This window comes from Serratia sp. HNCC26DJ206, from assembly GCF_057180605.1.
Window position 1 is genome coordinate 25840 of record NZ_JBXUGP010000031.1, and the last position, 14800, is coordinate 40639.

A 14800-nucleotide genomic window follows, 5' to 3' on the forward strand; every position below is an offset into this window, starting at 1 on the left:
ACCTTGTTTAATACAGGTATCTTTCTAGATATAGATACAATGCATGTACATTACATTACAGTATATAATACCTATCCACCATTAAAGGTGTTGTGAAATATAGGTATGGGAAGCTCTGAGCCATTAAATATAACTCTATAGTTAGATTTAATTTGGAAGGCATTACCTTGTTAAAAATGAGTGTTATAACTTTAATTAACTTCCTCCTCCCCAAATGGATTAATGATAATGGTGTCACTATTTTTCTTCGCTGAATCTGGTGCGTTATCCTGATGAATAACCGGTATCATCACCGTTTTGTTGTTTATATGATATATAGGTATCCAACAAACGTATGGATGTTGAGGATAGATATTATTTCTTTTTAGTACTTCATCAATATCAAAAAAATTAAGTTCGTCAGATGGCAAGGTCACAATTGCACTGAAGTCATAGATGAAGCCACCAAATGTTGTTTCCCTAATCAAGATAGTATTAGCCTCCCCCCAAGGAGCATGATATGAATGGTTTACACGTCTGTCTTTATAGACATACATAGCTTTCTTGAGGTTATATTTATCAATGTATCCCTGGAGGTCTGAACGTATTTCCTCCCTTTCAGACGCCCCCATACTGGATGTGTCAGCTTTGTATTTACTAAATCCTAGCTCTATAACAGTTGAAGGATATAGTATGTATGCTCTCCAGATTTTAGTGTAATGATCTTCTTTACTCATTTCAGGTTTTAAGCGAATAGCCTGTGTACTCACCAATTGACACGCTGCTAATAAAGTACTTTTAATTTCATCTGCTGCATGATAATGGCTTACCATTTCGTTCAGTAACGGTGCCGTAGAATCTAATAATAAAGCTATAACAGCAGAACGTGAAATGCCGTTTATCTGTGCATATTCATCGATACGTTTTAACGTTGATTCATGTGTAAAGCTGAACGTTATTTCCTTTGCCATTGTAGGCCTCCATAGAACATTTAAGTTAATGAGATCACTATTTTCTTATCGTTGACTAATCCAATAAAGCAGATCGCTTAATAACCAACCACACGATTTCTGCCCGATTTGTTTGCGCGAGGGAAATTCCCCCTTTCGTTCCAGCTTCCACGCGGTTGAGCGGGAGATTGAAGTAATGTATTGGCGCTCCTTTTCACGCACTAACCGATCACCTTTCTCACCATAGTCTTGCAAGATATGTAATCTTTGCTCAGGGCTCGGGGGGGTAAATGTTGTTCTCATACTGCCTCCTATGTATCAGTGAAAACAGTATGTACGATTCAAATTAATTTTTAAAGGAATGAGGTGCCCACTAAATTCTCACATGATGAGCACCTTATTGGACATCTTATTGAGCAGAAAGTGATGCTATATCTTTTAGGTATTTCATTAATTGTGATGAGGTGATTTTTTTCTGTAACGTAAATTTCTCGCACTCTTCAAGCAGTGCATTAACCAATGAATCAAATGTTACATTTTTATTATCCGCCCAATAATACGCTTTAGCTATTATATATATGACATTATCTTTTTCAGGAGTGCGTCGCCCATTTTTCATTGGTATAGTTAAACTATTACCTTGTTTAAAAACATCTTTAAGCCATCGAGCAAGGCTGGAGCGACTGACAGCCTTAATATTTTCACATTCCGCCCCCTTCCTATCTGCATTTAAACTTTCTGACGCAGATAATATCTTTAGCTCTTTGTTAGCTTTCCGATAATGCCTACTAATTAACAGAGCAACTATTAAGTTTTGTAAGTAATAGTTTTCAATTTCAATAGATTCGTCACAATCAGGTAATAACGCTTGAATGAGATTTTGATAACTGTAATTATCAACAAGCAGCTCGGCATGAGGGATGGCGATATTCTTATTGAAAAGTAGATAATCATTTCCATCCCGACCATAAACTTTAACCTCACCTGGAATAGCCGTCCAATCGTCCTTGGAATTTTTAAGGTTGTAATGCTCTCTTACTAAATGAGTTATATTTGTGGGGTGTAGTCGCCAATAACCACTTGCATAACCATTGTAAATATATTTATAATAACACCCCGCCTTAAAATCCATATGCTCTTTAATTTCAGATTGCCCGCAAGGTGTGAAAATTCTTACTGAAGGGCTATGAATATTTTCACCTTGATAAAAATCCCTGCTAGTACCAATGTCGCTTACTTTGTAGCGAAATTCTTTTTTGTTAGTATAACGATTAATCCTGCAGTATTCAGCACGAAGATTAATGTACAAATTTATTTTATTCTCTAACCATGTAGCAAGTATATCTTCAAATTTGATATTGAATTTTTTAGAGAAAGAACCCACACTATGAAACTCCTTCGAATCATCAAGAGTTTCTATCTCTTCACAAGAAAAAAGATAATCAAGCAAACTAATGGGATCATAATCACCTTTCATATATCACCACCAACACATTAACATTATAAGTAATAAATAATTATATCACGATAATCGAGGCTATAAAGCCTTTTAGGGAAGCTAAATAGCTTCCTAATTGCGCTACACCTTGTTGCGTAAGGAATTGCTCATTATCGGCAAAAAAATTCCGTCACCACAGGGCTTCCTTGATTACCACCGTCGCTTAGGCTAAAACTACTCAAAATCGCCAACTAGAGCGGTATTCAGAAGCTACTTAGGAACTACTTGTCGATGGCTCAACAAGGCTATGCCCGGCTGTTTTTACGGCGAATATCTAATTTATTGCACAGCACAATACAGTTTCTCTTTTATTCCTGTGCTCCTGTTCTGTTAAGAGCATTCCTTACTTATTAACCCATTAGGAATGCCATTCTACGTCAGCTAACTACCGTCAGGACAACTGACCTTTGTTGTTTATGTGCAGCAAAGCTATTCAAGTTAGAACAGTACTGACACCAATCTTTTTCACAACTAAGGTCATGTTTTTACATACATTTACCTCCGCCCAAACAAGTTCACAACGTTGTTTTCCTGCTGCCGTTGATAGTTGTTGACCCTATCCTCCCAGGTCTCAAGCGCCCTACGTTTTTCTGCCAAGTAGTCGTACCGATCATAGTGCTTCGAGCTGACATCGTTCAAAGCGTGATTCTGAATACGATCGCGGATCTCTTTGCTGATACCAGCCTCCCCCATCAGCGTCTTGCAGGTACGGCGTAAATCTCGCGCCGTGAAAACTTTAAACTCAGGATTAAAGGTACGGAAATACATGATGGAACGCGCCAAGCTATCGGTACGTACCGGGCGCTCGCCATTGGTTGATAGAGGGAAAATATAGGGACTACCACTTTCCTTGGTCAGCTCTTTTACAGAGGCTAATTCCCGTAATGCTGATTCGGTAAGCGGGATCAGGTGCTCACGCTTGTTTTTCGATACATCGGCTATGACCAGTAACGTCTTTTGCTGCCAATCAATCGCACTCCACTGGCTGGCAATCATTTCAAACGGACGCTGCCCGCCAGAATAAATACAAAAGCGGATAAGATGCTGCATCAGCGGCCCAACATTGGTTGCCTGCGCAAACTGCTCCATGACAAAACGCAACTCTTCCAAGGTTAACCATGTATCGCCGACTTTTTCAGCCGAGGATTGCTTTGGTATGGCCGACACCGGGTTAACCTCGAGGCCAAAAGAAACACCAACGCTGGTATTCATCGGATCGTTATCGGCTTTCAGGCCGTAGTTAAATGCAGCCATCAGATAGGAACGAATTCGGTTCGCATGGACCACCGCATCACGCTGGATAATTCCTGAGAGGATGGTTTTGATCTGCAGAGGCGTCACATCCTTCGCTTTGGTTTCGCGAGGAATAACCGAGTAGCACTCTTTTTCAAGACGTTTCAGGACATCGGCCCAGGTTCGCTTATTGTCGAGCTTCATCTTGTTAACGTAGCCATGCACCAGTTCTTCAAACGATCCCTGAGAACGATGGAGCTGCATAACGTGCTGTTCTGCCAAGCGCTGTTGTTCAAGCTCTTGCTGAGGGTCTTTCCCTTCAACAAGCCAGGCACCATACTTCTTCGCCAGTTCATTGGCGGTCACCAGTTTCATCTCAGGCCAGATGCCTAACTGAATGAATTTCTCTTTCTTTCCTTTATCTACGTAATAACGGAAGTAAAAAACCTTACTGCCAGAAGGCTGCACTTTTACACCAAGTCGCCCTGTTCCACGCTGCGCACTGTTGCTCCACACGTAGAAGGCAGTGCTCTTTGTCTTTAATCCACGAATGGCTGTTTCTGTGAGATTCGCTGCCATAAATCCACCTATAAAGGATTGAGCGTTACCTGACCCTATGCTAATTTCGGGTCAGGTAATGGGTCAGGTAACGATAGTACAATGGGGAAACGAGACAACCAAATGGAAACAAAAATCACTTCATAACCATCTGATTATATAGAATATAAAAAACATTTCGCGACAATGGCGAACAATTACGAACACATCAATTCTATGACTCATAATCGCTTGGTCGCTGGTTCAAACCCAGCAGGGGCCACCAAATCGATAACCGGCAAGTACCAGATACGGCCAGTTAAAAACAGTAAACCCGCATTCCTCCTAGGTTTGCGGGTTTTTTATTGTCCAGTTACGGCCAGTTTGATAGTGTAAGAGCCAGATTAATTAGGTATACGATTGGGTATAAGCACCTTAAAACCCATTTTTACCGTATACCTTTCTTACAAAACCGGGGTGTAACCAATGGCGAAAACTCACAAGTCCTTAACTCCCGCAACCATCAAAAGCCTACAAAGAGATGCACTTGCCTCTGATAAAGATTTGTTTGTTACGGACGGTGACGGCCTGCAATTGGTTATCAAGGCTGGCAACGCCTCCACCCTTTGGCGCTTTCGCTACTACAAACCGCACAGCAAACAGCGTGCAATGGTAAGCCTTGGCGCATATCCAGAAATCAGCATTGCTGACGCACGCAAAACCAAAGATGAATATCGCGCTTTGGTGGCAAAAGGCATTGACCCGGTAGAATACCGCAAAGAGCAAAGGCGAACTGAGGAGGCGCAACGAGCAAACACGTTTGAGCATGTAGCCGCAGCATGGTTCGAACTAAAGCGCGGTCAGCAGTTGGCAGAAGGAACTCTGAAAGATATTTGGCGCTCACTGGAAAGGGATGTTTTTCCCGCAATTGGTGGGCATCCGATTACATCACTAACAGCCAGGGATTTTATAGACGCATTAACGCCGGTATCAGCACAAGGCAAGGCTGATACGGTGCGTCGTCTGGCACAACGCATAAACGAGGTGATGTACTACGCCGTTAACTCTGGCCTGATTGGGGCAAACCCAGCCGCCAAAATCAGCAAAGCCTTTAATGCCCCTATCGTCCGGCATATGCCAGCCATACGCCCGGAGGAACTACCTGATTTTATGCAAGCGCTTGCCGTTGCCCGTGTAGAGCGGCAAACCCGATTAGTGATTGAGTGGCAGTTACTGACCATCTGCCGCCCTGTGGAAGCTGCCGGGGCGCGGTGGGATGAAATCAACTTTCAGGCCAATGAGTGGCGGATACCGGAAGACCGACTAAAGCAACGCCGGGAACACATCATTCCCCTGAGCAAGCAAGCGTTAGCCATTCTGGAAACCATGCACCCCACCAGCGGCCACCGTGATTTTATTTTCCCTCATTACAGCGACCCCAAGCGGCCAATGAGTGAGCAAACCGCCAATGCTGCTATTAAGCGTATGGGCTATGGTGGGCGGCTAGTGGCTCACGGTCTGCGCTCTGTGGCAAGTACCGCTCTAAACGAGCAGGGTTTCCCCTCTGATGTGATAGAGGCGGCGTTATCACATCTGGATAAGGATGAGGTGCGCCGCGTCTATAACCGCTCCACCTATTTGGAACAGCGCCGCACGCTTATGGCGTGGTGGGGTGATTTCGTTGAGCAGGCCGCAACCGGAAGCCTTAGCGCCGCTGGTGGTATTCGTGGGCTTAAAATCGTCAATCAATAACTGAAAACAATATACTCAGCGCAATATAAAGGATAATTCACATGATTTATTCTTATTGCACTATGCGTAATAGTTTTTCAATAAACGACAATAGAATAAAAAACCAAATAAAAACATAGAAATACAAAGCAGCAAGTGAAATGATGTTACACATACTGAAACAAAAAAATAAAATATCTCACACTATTTCTTCCCGCATATCTGACAGTCAAGTCGTTCATTTCTTTATGGAAAATTAATAGTTATTATTAATCAAAGAGTAATCAACACGGCTGTTTTTAAAGAAACTGCTTAGTATACACGTTTTTCAAAATGCTAATAAGAGAAGCGCCGTCACCTAGTCGCTTTTTTTACCTCTGAAATGATGTGTGTACGGCCAGTAAGGGCCAGATACAACCGGGAACACTGACATGACTACTTCCACCGAAAAAATACTGACCAAGAAAGAGGTTGCCGCATTGCTCCGCCTTAGCTCCACCACCAGCATTGACGACATGATACGCGCCGGGGAATTCATTCCGGGTTTTCGTCGTGGCCTGCGCCGTGTGGGTTGGTTTGAATCGGAAGTTAATGCTTGGCTACAAGCCCGTATTGATGAACGCAATAAGGTTTTGGAAGCAATTTTATCTAAAAATAAAAGCCGTCAATCGGCGTAATGTGGAGAAATAACCAATGAAACAGCCAGTTATCAACCACAAAGATCTATATGAATTCTTACCGGAAACAGGTAAGCGCTTGATTACTATTATCGGTCAGGAATCGGCATTTACACTCATGCAGGAAATAGGCGGGAAAACTTACGGTAATTGCTATCGAAAACACAGCATCTTCTTTAAATACTGTACTGATGCACTTGGGGATTTAGAAGCAAGACGGGTTGTTGATTTGCTTTCATCCAGTGGTGATGATTTTATTTACATCCCCTCTTTGAAACCTGCAATTTCAGCACAAGAAAAAGCTGCCATGCGTCAAGCTGTAATGGTTCAATACACTGATAATGTTTCCAAGGGAATGAAGGTAATGGCAGCAAGAAACGCCGTAGCGCTTCAATTTGATATATCCGAAAGAACAGTAAGAACGATATTAAAAGGGGGTTGTGATGCGTGACAATAAAGATTATCTGCGTTTTCTTTCTGATAACATGCTGCAAATGGTTGGCGTTATTGGTCTTGATAATACACTGTTAATCATGAAGCGGTATGGCGGACTAAACCTTGATGTGGTTGTGGGAGATAGAGACTCATCCACTAAACGAGAAATTATTGACCTGATAGGCAAGGAATCGGCAACCTTGCTTACTCGTGACTTCTCACGTGACCGTATTTATATACAGATGCTTTCCGCTGTGAAAACCAAGTTAATGCGCCACGAAAGGAATAAAGAAATCAACAGCAGGTTTAACGAATTAGTCAAACAAAACCCAAGTTATCGCCATGCATTAAAAATACTTTCCAGTGAGTTTAATATCACTGACAGGCAAATATATAAAATCATTAACCGTATTTAATGCCGCTATACAGATCTATTACTGAGGCTTAATTTATGAACCGTTTATTTTATCCTGCGCTGGTGGGGTTGCGTTGCTGCGCTCAAATGCTGGAAAGGCTGCATATCGGCGCTACCACCGTGACGGCCACCAGCAACCGCCACACGGTCAAAACCGGCCAGCCAAAGGGAAGCCCCTCCTTGGTTGGCAAAAGCCCACTGGCTGGCCTGTGGTTAGCCCTGTCGATGCCCCCGATATATGCGCCGCTTGTCGCCTGCCGCCATGTGATTTCGTACTGGTGTTCTCTGGCGCTGTACAGGCTTTGGGGCGTGATACACGTTGATTACTCCACTCATGGCGGTGCTGGCTTTGTGCTAGTGCGTTACTCCTTTCTGACTGCTCACCGGGTTAATCGGGTGCTTGATGCCCTGCCGCTCTATGCGCCGGTACACATCAAGCGCGGCGGCTCGGTCTGGTGTGCGGCCACGCTGATTGCTGCCCCACTGGACGCCCTAAGGGCATCTGAGCGCCTACGCCATGAAACCCATAGCGCAGCACCAACGCCGCCTAATACCCCTCCCTGCGCTACTGTGGGCGTGTTCCTGCTGGTGCTGGTTGCGCTGCTGGTGTGTGCCTCAATCGCCGTGGGGGTGCTCCATGCGTAAAAATACCTTGCCTGCCGCCGCTGGTGGCTGCTATGGTTTCCTTGCTGGTGTAAATCCACTGGCCGGGTTTGACAGCCTGATTCAAAGCGCGGGTAAATACCGCTTAATCAATATGCGGTTTTTTTATGCCTGCAAGAAACTAGTTACGCCCCAATTATGGTGGGACGTAGCGGGGGAGCCTTTGCGCTCGCCGGGTTCCGCTTTGACCGGTCTGTCAACCCTGTTACGTCTCACCACCCCGTTTGACAGCGGTCTGGTGAGGTTTGCAAAACTCAAAGCAGAGGCCACCGCTATGGTTGCTACCCCTACCCGTTTACACCCTGAATTCACCTTTCACTTTCTTGCCGTTCGCCGCGCTGACCTGCGCGATACCCCGCACCGGGAATCTGTCACTGCACCGGATGAACTGACCGCACGCCGTTTACTGGCGCGTGATTTCGTGTTGCTGTTTGCTGGCCGGGTTCCCTCTCAGGGGGTGCGCCATGTTTAAAATCCTCATTACCACTACAGAGTATTTCAACGGCAAACCGACCCGCACGGAATCCTCTCAGTATTATCGCCAGTACAAAACCAGCAAAGCCGCACGGAACAAGGCCGCACAGCTTAATGAAACAGTGCAGGCGGCTGGTAGTCCGCTTAAATACGTGACAACCACGGAAGTCTTAGGGGGTGCAGCATGACTAACCCGGCACCGCTCAATCATCATTGTGTTTATGACGTGCTGAATCACGCAATGGACGCCATTACCACCGATGCGGCCCGTTGGAGTCTGCGCAGTGATGCGGAGGTTTCCCGTAACGCACTACTTGATGGGTTGGAATTTATCGGTTCAGCCATACAGGCCAGCACGGTGACGGGGCATCAGCCGCACCATTTCACCCCATCCGATGTAGCCCGCCTGAGTAGCTTCCTGATGTGCGCCCCGGATTTAATTCGGGCTATGAATGCTGTTATTGAGTCTTACAAAGAACCTGCAACCTGCGAGGGAGCCAGCCATGTCTGATATGTATAACACCACCATTCCCGAACTGATGCTTAACACCATGCGCAACGCTGACGCAAAGCAAGCTGAACGCCTGTTTGATGATGCCGAATTTTGTGGACGCAAACTGATGGAAGGAATCATGACCACCGGGCGTTTACTCTCCGGTATGGGTGACAGCCTCGACCCGCAGATATGGGAGTTACAAAGCATGGGTGACTCACTGGCCGTTATGGCTGAACTCGCAACAGGGTTTTATGACGTGGTGGATTTGTACCGTTGCCGTCAGCTTGCGGGTGAATTGCCACCGTTGCGGGGCGCAATCCGCTGATGTACTACACACTATCGCCGTGGTGATTGTTCACCACGGCCAGCAATCACCGTAACACCCGCCAGAAATCAGCACCGTGATGCATTGCATTGAGCGCCGCTACTGCTCAGGGCGGCGGCTTGCCTGATTTCCGGCTACAGATAATCAGTAAGGGTACAAATATGACCGGTAAATCCTCCCGCTTTGGCGTTTCCGCCGTGGTGGCCGCAGCATCCGGGCGCTGGCCTGAAATCTTCCGCTCGTTGAATATCGAGGTTCCCGCCAATGGTGCGCACGGTGCCTGTCCGGTGTGTGGCGGGAAAGACCGCTTCCGCTGTGACAAACACGACGATAAGGGGCGTTGGTGGTGTAACCAGTGCGGCTCTCATGACGGGCTTGATTTGGTTGCACGGGTAAATCGCTGTAGTTTGGTGGAGGCTGCAAAACAGGTAGAAAGCGTTATCGGCACGGTGGCCGGTAACGTTGCTGACCGGCAACAATCCGCACACGGCACACCAGCGGCGACGGTGCAGAAACACGACGATGCGCCCTCTAATCTGGCCGCACTGGAAAAGATTAACCGCATGTTATCCGCAGCGGCCAAAAGCCCCGGCGAAAGCGCCTATTTACAGGCCAAGGGGTTGACCGGTTATCACCTATCATTACTGGCTGATGGTTCGTTAATTCTGGCAATGGTGACGCTCTCCGGGGAAGTGACCGGCGCACAAACTATCAAGCCGGACGGCACCAAAAGATTACTGTCCGGGAGCCGGAAACGTGGCGCGTTTATCTGCACCCGTGCAGCACCACCGAACAGCCCGGAAGTGGTCATTATTGCGGAGGGATACGCTACCGCCCTCACCGCTTCCCTGTTCGATAGTAATGCTTTCACCGTGGCCGCGCTGGATGCGCAGAATTTAATGCCAGTCTGCAAGGCGTTTCGTGAGGCATACCCGCACGCCAAAATCATTATTGCGGCGGATAACGATGCTGGCGCGGACGGTGCAGAAAATACCGGTGTGTTGTGGGCGGAGAAATCTGCACGCAGCGCCAATGCATGGGTAACGCTGCCACCCACCGACGATAAAGCGGATTGGGATGATTACCGCCAACGTGCAGGAATTACCGCCGCTACCGCTGCGTTTTATGCCGGGCTTTACCAGCCAGAAACCGCCAGTGCGCAGACACGCACCGCACCGCGCACCGATGCGCTAAAACCCTATATTGATTACCGCAGTGACGGCCTTTTCTGGATTGAGCCAAAACTTGACCGGGAATCAGGGGAAATCACCGACAAGGAAGGGTGGTTGTGTGACCCGCTGGCCGTGATTGGCGTGGGTGACAGCGGAGAGGAGCAGTATTTACTGATTGAGTGGACGCCGGAGGGCCACAAAGCGCCACACACAGAAATTCTCCCCAAGCGGGAAGTGGGTGAGCGTGAGGGGTGGGCGCGGTTGCGCCGCAAGGGATTGGCCGTAACCAATAACACCGCTTTGCGCACCATTCTGGCTAACCACCTGCAACGCGCCGGTAAGCGGGAATACTGGCGGATAGCACTGTCTACCGGTTGGCAAAATGGCGCTTACCTTATGCCGGATGGCTCAGTTATTGGTGAGCCGGAAACGCCGGTAAAATTCAGTGGCCGCAGCGCGGCGGCGGGCGCTTACCGTGTGCGGGGTACGGTAGAAAGCTGGCGTAATTCGGTGGGCGCACTGGTGAACGGTAACGCCTGCATGATGCTGGGTGTGGCGTGTTCGCTGGCTGCACCGCTGTTACACATTGCGGAAATGGACAGTTTCGGCGTGCATCTTTTTGGCGATTCCGGGCGCGGTAAATCCACCATTGCCTATATTGCTAACAGCGTGTGGGGCCACCCTACGGAATTGCTGTTGAGTTGGTTTGCAACAGAGTACGGGCTGACCAATGAGGCGGTAGCGCACAATGATGGCCTGTTGTCACTGGATGAGATAGGGCAAAGCACCAGGGCGAAATCAGTAGCCAGCGCGGCGTATGCTCTGTTTAACGGTACGGGTAAGATTCAGGGGGCGAAAGACGGCGGCAACCGGGAAACACTGAGTTGGCGCGTACTGGCCCTGAGTACCGGCGAAAAGGATTTGGAAACCTACCTGAGCGCTGCCGGAGAGACTACACACGCCGGGCAACTGGTGCGCTTGCTCAATGTGCCGATTTTGGCCGTAGAACGCACACACGGCCACCCTGACACCCGTAGCCATGCTGACGCCTTGCAGACGGCCACAAAAGCCCATTACGGGGCGCTGGGGCGCGAATGGGTGTCTTACCTCTCCACCTGCAAGCCATTGGCCGTTGAAACCGTCCTGCGCACCGTAGAGGCGTGGCAATCGCGCATTCCTACGCAAGCCAGTGACCAAGTGCGCCGGGTGGCTAGCCGATTCGCGTTACTTGAGGCCGCGCTGATAATGGCAACGCACCTTACCGGATGGACGCAAGAACAATGTCGGCAGGCCATACAGCGCTGTTTTAACGATTGGCTGTTCCTGTTCGGATTGGAAAACCGGGAGGACTCCGCCATCGTGAGGCAGGCAATAGCTTTCTTGAGTGCTTACGGCATGAGCCGCTACGCCCCGGTAAAGTATGACCCACGTGATTTACCCATTCGTGACTTGGCCGGATACCGTCAAGGGCGGAAAGAAGCGCCGGATAGTGATGAGATAGACATGCGCTATTACACGTTCCCGCATGTGTTTGAGGAGGAGATAGCGAAAGGTTACAACCGCCTTAAGGCCGCGCAGGCCCTGTTTGAGTCGGGGATGCTGGAAAAGCCGGATAGCCCCAAGGCGCGGGGGTATGTGAAGAAATCACCCCGCATCAACGGCAAGCAACACACCGTATACGTGCTGATGCTGCCAGACGATGACGATACAGAGGGCGCATAACTTTTCTCATGTGTGCGCGTAAATAATTGTCGGTTCAGTCGGTTCAAATGGTTAAATGTCGGTTCAGTGCACCAAAATGGCATGGTAGGAGGGCTGATTTTTTTCAGCCTTTTTTCTGGCTGGCCGCTTGAATACTTAATTTTTTCTAATCAATAAATCACAAAACATGAAAGTTACTCCTTTTGTATGATTTATTAAATTTGAATAAAAAACCAAAAAAAATAGATATTCTCTCCTCCGCGCCATACGATGAACCGACATTTACCCCCTTTGAACCGACACGTTTTCAAAATGTCGGTTCAGCACAAACCCAGACACAGAAAGGCTCTCAGGGCAGTGAACCGACAAACCGACTGAACCGACACCTTCACGTCTATATAGGGAATTATTTCAGCAAAACTTTTTCTTCATTCATGCACAAGATTAAACATTAATGAATCATGCCGCCGTAATCCGGTGGCCGTTGCTGACCGGGAATCATTACCCGCAGAATTTTGCGGACTCAGTCAACCATGTACCACCCTTCGTAATATGTTCCCTTGGTGCCAGACTCTTTTAGTTCGCAAGCAAAGGTTTTCCCATTCGACAGGTTGCCAGTAACAATATCGGGCTTGTCTCTGATAATGGTGAGGGTGGAACCCGTATTTCTCTCAATCGATGCCAAGCACTCCGCCAAAGTTCTAAATTCCGCTTTCATTACGTCACCAGCAAAACACCCTGTAGCAATGAGTGCCGGGGTAAATGCCAGTATCTTTATCAGGGGTAGTAGTTTCATACTCACTTCTCTCCATGTTGTGCAAGCTGCTATATCTGCCCCGCAAAGGGGCCAAATAGTGAGCATAAACGATAGCATAGCAACCCAAAACAGCTTGAGAGCCCGGTTACAAAGCCGAATGTTTGCAGCATCCCATTAGAAGTAAACCGGGATTATCCGGGAAGATGTGGGATTTTTCGGGATGAATGACGTTAGGATGTAACAGTATCCATTTTTTCAAAAACCATATATAGCGCACACCTCTCCGGCAAGGCCACCGTCACAAAAACGCGCTGTAAGCCATTTTGAGGCGTTTTAACCATTACTCTCCCTTTGATAAGCCTGTAGCGGTTTTAACGCCATAGCGCCCCGTGCGAGTAAAATAGCTGCCCTTTGCGGCTGGTAGGTGGGGTGGTGCTCATTTTTCAAGGCTATTTAAACAAGGTAAGGCAAGGATAATTCATTGATATGGATCACTTTTCTTAACAGAAAATCACCGTAACCCACTGTATTAAAATGATAAAAAATGGTTTTTTATGGTGTTTTTTTGATAAAAAATGAATAGGAAACTGAACAAAAATGATAGGTTTTTAAACACACGGTGTTTAAACCCCTTTTAAAGCACGTTTAAGGATTTTTAGAGCCGCCGCAATTCAGGGTGAAAAATTCAAATAGGTATACATTTGGGTATACGAAATCAAAAATGAATTTATTAATTCATTTAAAAACAATAGATTAATGAACAAGAACAGACCCAGCAGGGCCAAATTATCAAGGGGTTACGTTAAAAACGTAGCCCCTTTAATTTTTCTGGGATACTTATGGGATACCTCAGAGCGGTAATATGCGGTAAGTATCTATCATGCAGAAGTGAATATTGACGAATATTTAAGCCATAAGAGGTCATACTCTTCCCAATCTGTCGCACCACTAGATTCCCGAAACCGAAGAATTTTGCTATCCGTTGGCGGTGGAGAAATGGGGGTCGTGAGTACATCACCTGCAAGCGTCCAGTATCTCTTCAAGTCATCATCTCCACACCACTTAGGAATAGGGAGTGGATACTTTCCAGTCCATAGGATAGATTCTTCATAAAATCTCAACAACTTAGCTTCATGAGGTGTTTTTTTAATGCCTAAGTCTGAAACTAATTGATTTAGATAATGATTTTTGGGTGGCTCAGTCCCTTTTTTAACAATCACTGCCTTAAGTATTAGCTCAAGCGATAAACCACACAGCATGTGGTAAACAGGCTTACATGCAACCCCCATAGAAAAACCTGAGCTTAGACCTAGAGATTCCACAACTTCCGTGTCTTTCAACTTCATGACATACCAAAGTGCACCAGCAGACGCATGTAAGTCCGACGCTCGATTATACCAATGGTTTGGATGGTTCCTTTCTTCCGCTAACGCTGGCCTATCATTTAGCCACTCCTCAGTATCACTATATCCGTCCATTAAAAAACCTCCATTCGTTAAGGCGTTCAGTATCCAACATGCACCGTGTTGACCGATTGTATCGGAAAAATGAACACCGTCGGTGTCATAAAAACCTTGCTATTTAATGTTCACCTGTACGGAGGTTTGTCTTCATAATCTGCTGCGGTAACACTCTGTGGTTACATTTTATCCTCGAACATACGGACATTAACCTGACAATGAGCTATGCTCGCTTCCCCTAAATATCTTCAATAAAACCATTACGTTTAGTCCCTGAAAAATATTGAATAGTGAGTT

At 46.8% G+C, this 14800-nt stretch carries 16 protein-coding genes; 10 read left to right on the top strand and 6 right to left on the bottom strand.

Annotated features, from left to right (window positions below; translation table 11 throughout):
• Positions 1–191 precede the first annotated feature (191 nt).
• The 4 genes from AC2A1E_RS19375 to AC2A1E_RS19390 all read right to left on the bottom strand — a co-directional run bounded on the left by AC2A1E_RS19375 (position 192) and on the right by AC2A1E_RS19390 (position 4239).
• Complete coding sequence (locus AC2A1E_RS19375) at positions 192–950, bottom strand: hypothetical protein (protein ID WP_484385099.1); 759 nt, start codon at positions 948–950, stop codon at positions 192–194.
• Positions 951–995: 45 nt separating this feature from the next.
• Positions 996–1232 carry a helix-turn-helix transcriptional regulator gene (locus AC2A1E_RS19380; RefSeq protein ID WP_484385100.1) on the bottom strand — a complete coding sequence of 79 codons (237 nt, stop codon included), beginning with the start codon at positions 1230–1232 and terminating at the stop codon, positions 996–998.
• A 106-nt stretch (positions 1233–1338) separates the two neighbouring features.
• Positions 1339–2406: a hypothetical protein gene (locus AC2A1E_RS19385; protein ID WP_484385101.1), complete on the bottom strand. Its 1068-nt coding sequence runs from the start codon at positions 2404–2406 to the stop codon at positions 1339–1341.
• A 516-nt stretch (positions 2407–2922) separates the two neighbouring features.
• Positions 2923–4239, bottom strand: coding sequence for a tyrosine-type recombinase/integrase (locus tag AC2A1E_RS19390; protein ID WP_484385102.1), 1317 nt, complete (start codon positions 4237–4239; stop codon positions 2923–2925).
• A gap of 444 nt (positions 4240–4683) precedes the next feature.
• Between AC2A1E_RS19390 and AC2A1E_RS19395 the strand changes: the two genes are divergently transcribed.
• From AC2A1E_RS19395 to AC2A1E_RS19440, 10 genes are all read left to right on the top strand, one after another.
• A complete protein-coding gene (locus AC2A1E_RS19395; protein ID WP_484385103.1) occupies positions 4684–5949 on the top strand; it encodes an integrase domain-containing protein in 1266 nt (421 codons plus the stop codon).
• A 410-nt stretch (positions 5950–6359) separates the two neighbouring features.
• Complete coding sequence (locus AC2A1E_RS19400; protein WP_337262624.1) at positions 6360–6605, top strand: helix-turn-helix transcriptional regulator; 246 nt, start codon at positions 6360–6362, stop codon at positions 6603–6605.
• A gap of 16 nt (positions 6606–6621) precedes the next feature.
• Entirely contained in the window at positions 6622–7056 is a 435-nt protein-coding gene (locus AC2A1E_RS19405; RefSeq protein WP_484385104.1) for a hypothetical protein, read from the top strand.
• Positions 7049–7456, top strand: a complete 408-nt coding sequence (locus AC2A1E_RS19410; protein ID WP_484385105.1) for a hypothetical protein — start codon at positions 7049–7051, stop codon at positions 7454–7456. Before AC2A1E_RS19405 ends, AC2A1E_RS19410 begins: the two co-directional genes overlap by 8 nt.
• Positions 7457–7491: 35 nt before the next feature.
• Positions 7492–8100: a hypothetical protein gene (locus AC2A1E_RS19415; protein ID WP_484385106.1), complete on the top strand. Its 609-nt coding sequence runs from the start codon at positions 7492–7494 to the stop codon at positions 8098–8100.
• On the top strand, positions 8093–8590 hold the full coding sequence (locus AC2A1E_RS19420) for a host cell division inhibitor Icd-like protein (protein WP_484385107.1): 498 nt from the start codon (positions 8093–8095) through the stop codon (positions 8588–8590). The genes AC2A1E_RS19415 and AC2A1E_RS19420 overlap by 8 nt, the downstream gene beginning before the upstream one ends.
• Entirely contained in the window at positions 8583–8780 is a 198-nt protein-coding gene (locus AC2A1E_RS19425) for a hypothetical protein (protein WP_484385108.1), read from the top strand. Before AC2A1E_RS19420 ends, AC2A1E_RS19425 begins: the two co-directional genes overlap by 8 nt.
• Positions 8777–9103: a hypothetical protein gene (locus AC2A1E_RS19430; protein WP_484385109.1), complete on the top strand. Its 327-nt coding sequence runs from the start codon at positions 8777–8779 to the stop codon at positions 9101–9103. Before AC2A1E_RS19425 ends, AC2A1E_RS19430 begins: the two co-directional genes overlap by 4 nt.
• Positions 9096–9413, top strand: coding sequence for a hypothetical protein (locus AC2A1E_RS19435; RefSeq protein WP_484385110.1), 318 nt, complete (start codon positions 9096–9098; stop codon positions 9411–9413). Before AC2A1E_RS19430 ends, AC2A1E_RS19435 begins: the two co-directional genes overlap by 8 nt.
• A 161-nt stretch (positions 9414–9574) precedes the next feature.
• Positions 9575–12307, top strand: a complete 2733-nt coding sequence (locus AC2A1E_RS19440) for a DUF927 domain-containing protein (RefSeq protein ID WP_484385111.1) — start codon at positions 9575–9577, stop codon at positions 12305–12307.
• Positions 12308–12809: 502 nt separating this feature from the next.
• On the opposite strand, the gene AC2A1E_RS19445 is transcribed toward AC2A1E_RS19440, so the two are convergent.
• Both AC2A1E_RS19445 and AC2A1E_RS19450 read right to left on the bottom strand, forming a co-directional pair.
• Positions 12810–13082 carry a hypothetical protein gene (locus AC2A1E_RS19445; protein ID WP_484385112.1) on the bottom strand — a complete coding sequence of 91 codons (273 nt, stop codon included), beginning with the start codon at positions 13080–13082 and terminating at the stop codon, positions 12810–12812.
• An 839-nt stretch (positions 13083–13921) separates the two neighbouring features.
• On the bottom strand, positions 13922–14521 hold the full coding sequence (locus AC2A1E_RS19450) for a HEPN domain-containing protein (protein WP_484385113.1): 600 nt from the start codon (positions 14519–14521) through the stop codon (positions 13922–13924).
• Positions 14522–14800 lie beyond the last annotated feature (279 nt).

Bases quoted from the DNA above. Each gene is read 5' to 3' on its own strand.
- AC2A1E_RS19375 (WP_484385099.1), bottom strand. From the start codon at position 950: ATGGCAAAGGAAATAACGTTCAGCTTTACACATGAATCAACGTTAAAA.
- AC2A1E_RS19380 (WP_484385100.1), bottom strand. From the start codon at position 1,232: ATGAGAACAACATTTACCCCCCCGAGCCCTGAGCAAAGATTACATATC.
- AC2A1E_RS19385 (WP_484385101.1), bottom strand. From the start codon at position 2,406: ATGAAAGGTGATTATGATCCCATTAGTTTGCTTGATTATCTTTTTTCT.
- AC2A1E_RS19390 (WP_484385102.1), bottom strand. From the start codon at position 4,239: ATGGCAGCGAATCTCACAGAAACAGCCATTCGTGGATTAAAGACAAAG.
- AC2A1E_RS19395 (WP_484385103.1), top strand. From the start codon at position 4,684: ATGGCGAAAACTCACAAGTCCTTAACTCCCGCAACCATCAAAAGCCTA.
- AC2A1E_RS19400 (WP_337262624.1), top strand. From the start codon at position 6,360: ATGACTACTTCCACCGAAAAAATACTGACCAAGAAAGAGGTTGCCGCA.
- AC2A1E_RS19405 (WP_484385104.1), top strand. From the start codon at position 6,622: ATGAAACAGCCAGTTATCAACCACAAAGATCTATATGAATTCTTACCG.
- AC2A1E_RS19410 (WP_484385105.1), top strand. From the start codon at position 7,049: ATGCGTGACAATAAAGATTATCTGCGTTTTCTTTCTGATAACATGCTG.
- AC2A1E_RS19415 (WP_484385106.1), top strand. From the start codon at position 7,492: ATGAACCGTTTATTTTATCCTGCGCTGGTGGGGTTGCGTTGCTGCGCT.
- AC2A1E_RS19420 (WP_484385107.1), top strand. From the start codon at position 8,093: ATGCGTAAAAATACCTTGCCTGCCGCCGCTGGTGGCTGCTATGGTTTC.
- AC2A1E_RS19425 (WP_484385108.1), top strand. From the start codon at position 8,583: ATGTTTAAAATCCTCATTACCACTACAGAGTATTTCAACGGCAAACCG.
- AC2A1E_RS19430 (WP_484385109.1), top strand. From the start codon at position 8,777: ATGACTAACCCGGCACCGCTCAATCATCATTGTGTTTATGACGTGCTG.
- AC2A1E_RS19435 (WP_484385110.1), top strand. From the start codon at position 9,096: ATGTCTGATATGTATAACACCACCATTCCCGAACTGATGCTTAACACC.
- AC2A1E_RS19440 (WP_484385111.1), top strand. From the start codon at position 9,575: ATGACCGGTAAATCCTCCCGCTTTGGCGTTTCCGCCGTGGTGGCCGCA.
- AC2A1E_RS19445 (WP_484385112.1), bottom strand. From the start codon at position 13,082: ATGAAACTACTACCCCTGATAAAGATACTGGCATTTACCCCGGCACTC.
- AC2A1E_RS19450 (WP_484385113.1), bottom strand. From the start codon at position 14,521: ATGGACGGATATAGTGATACTGAGGAGTGGCTAAATGATAGGCCAGCG.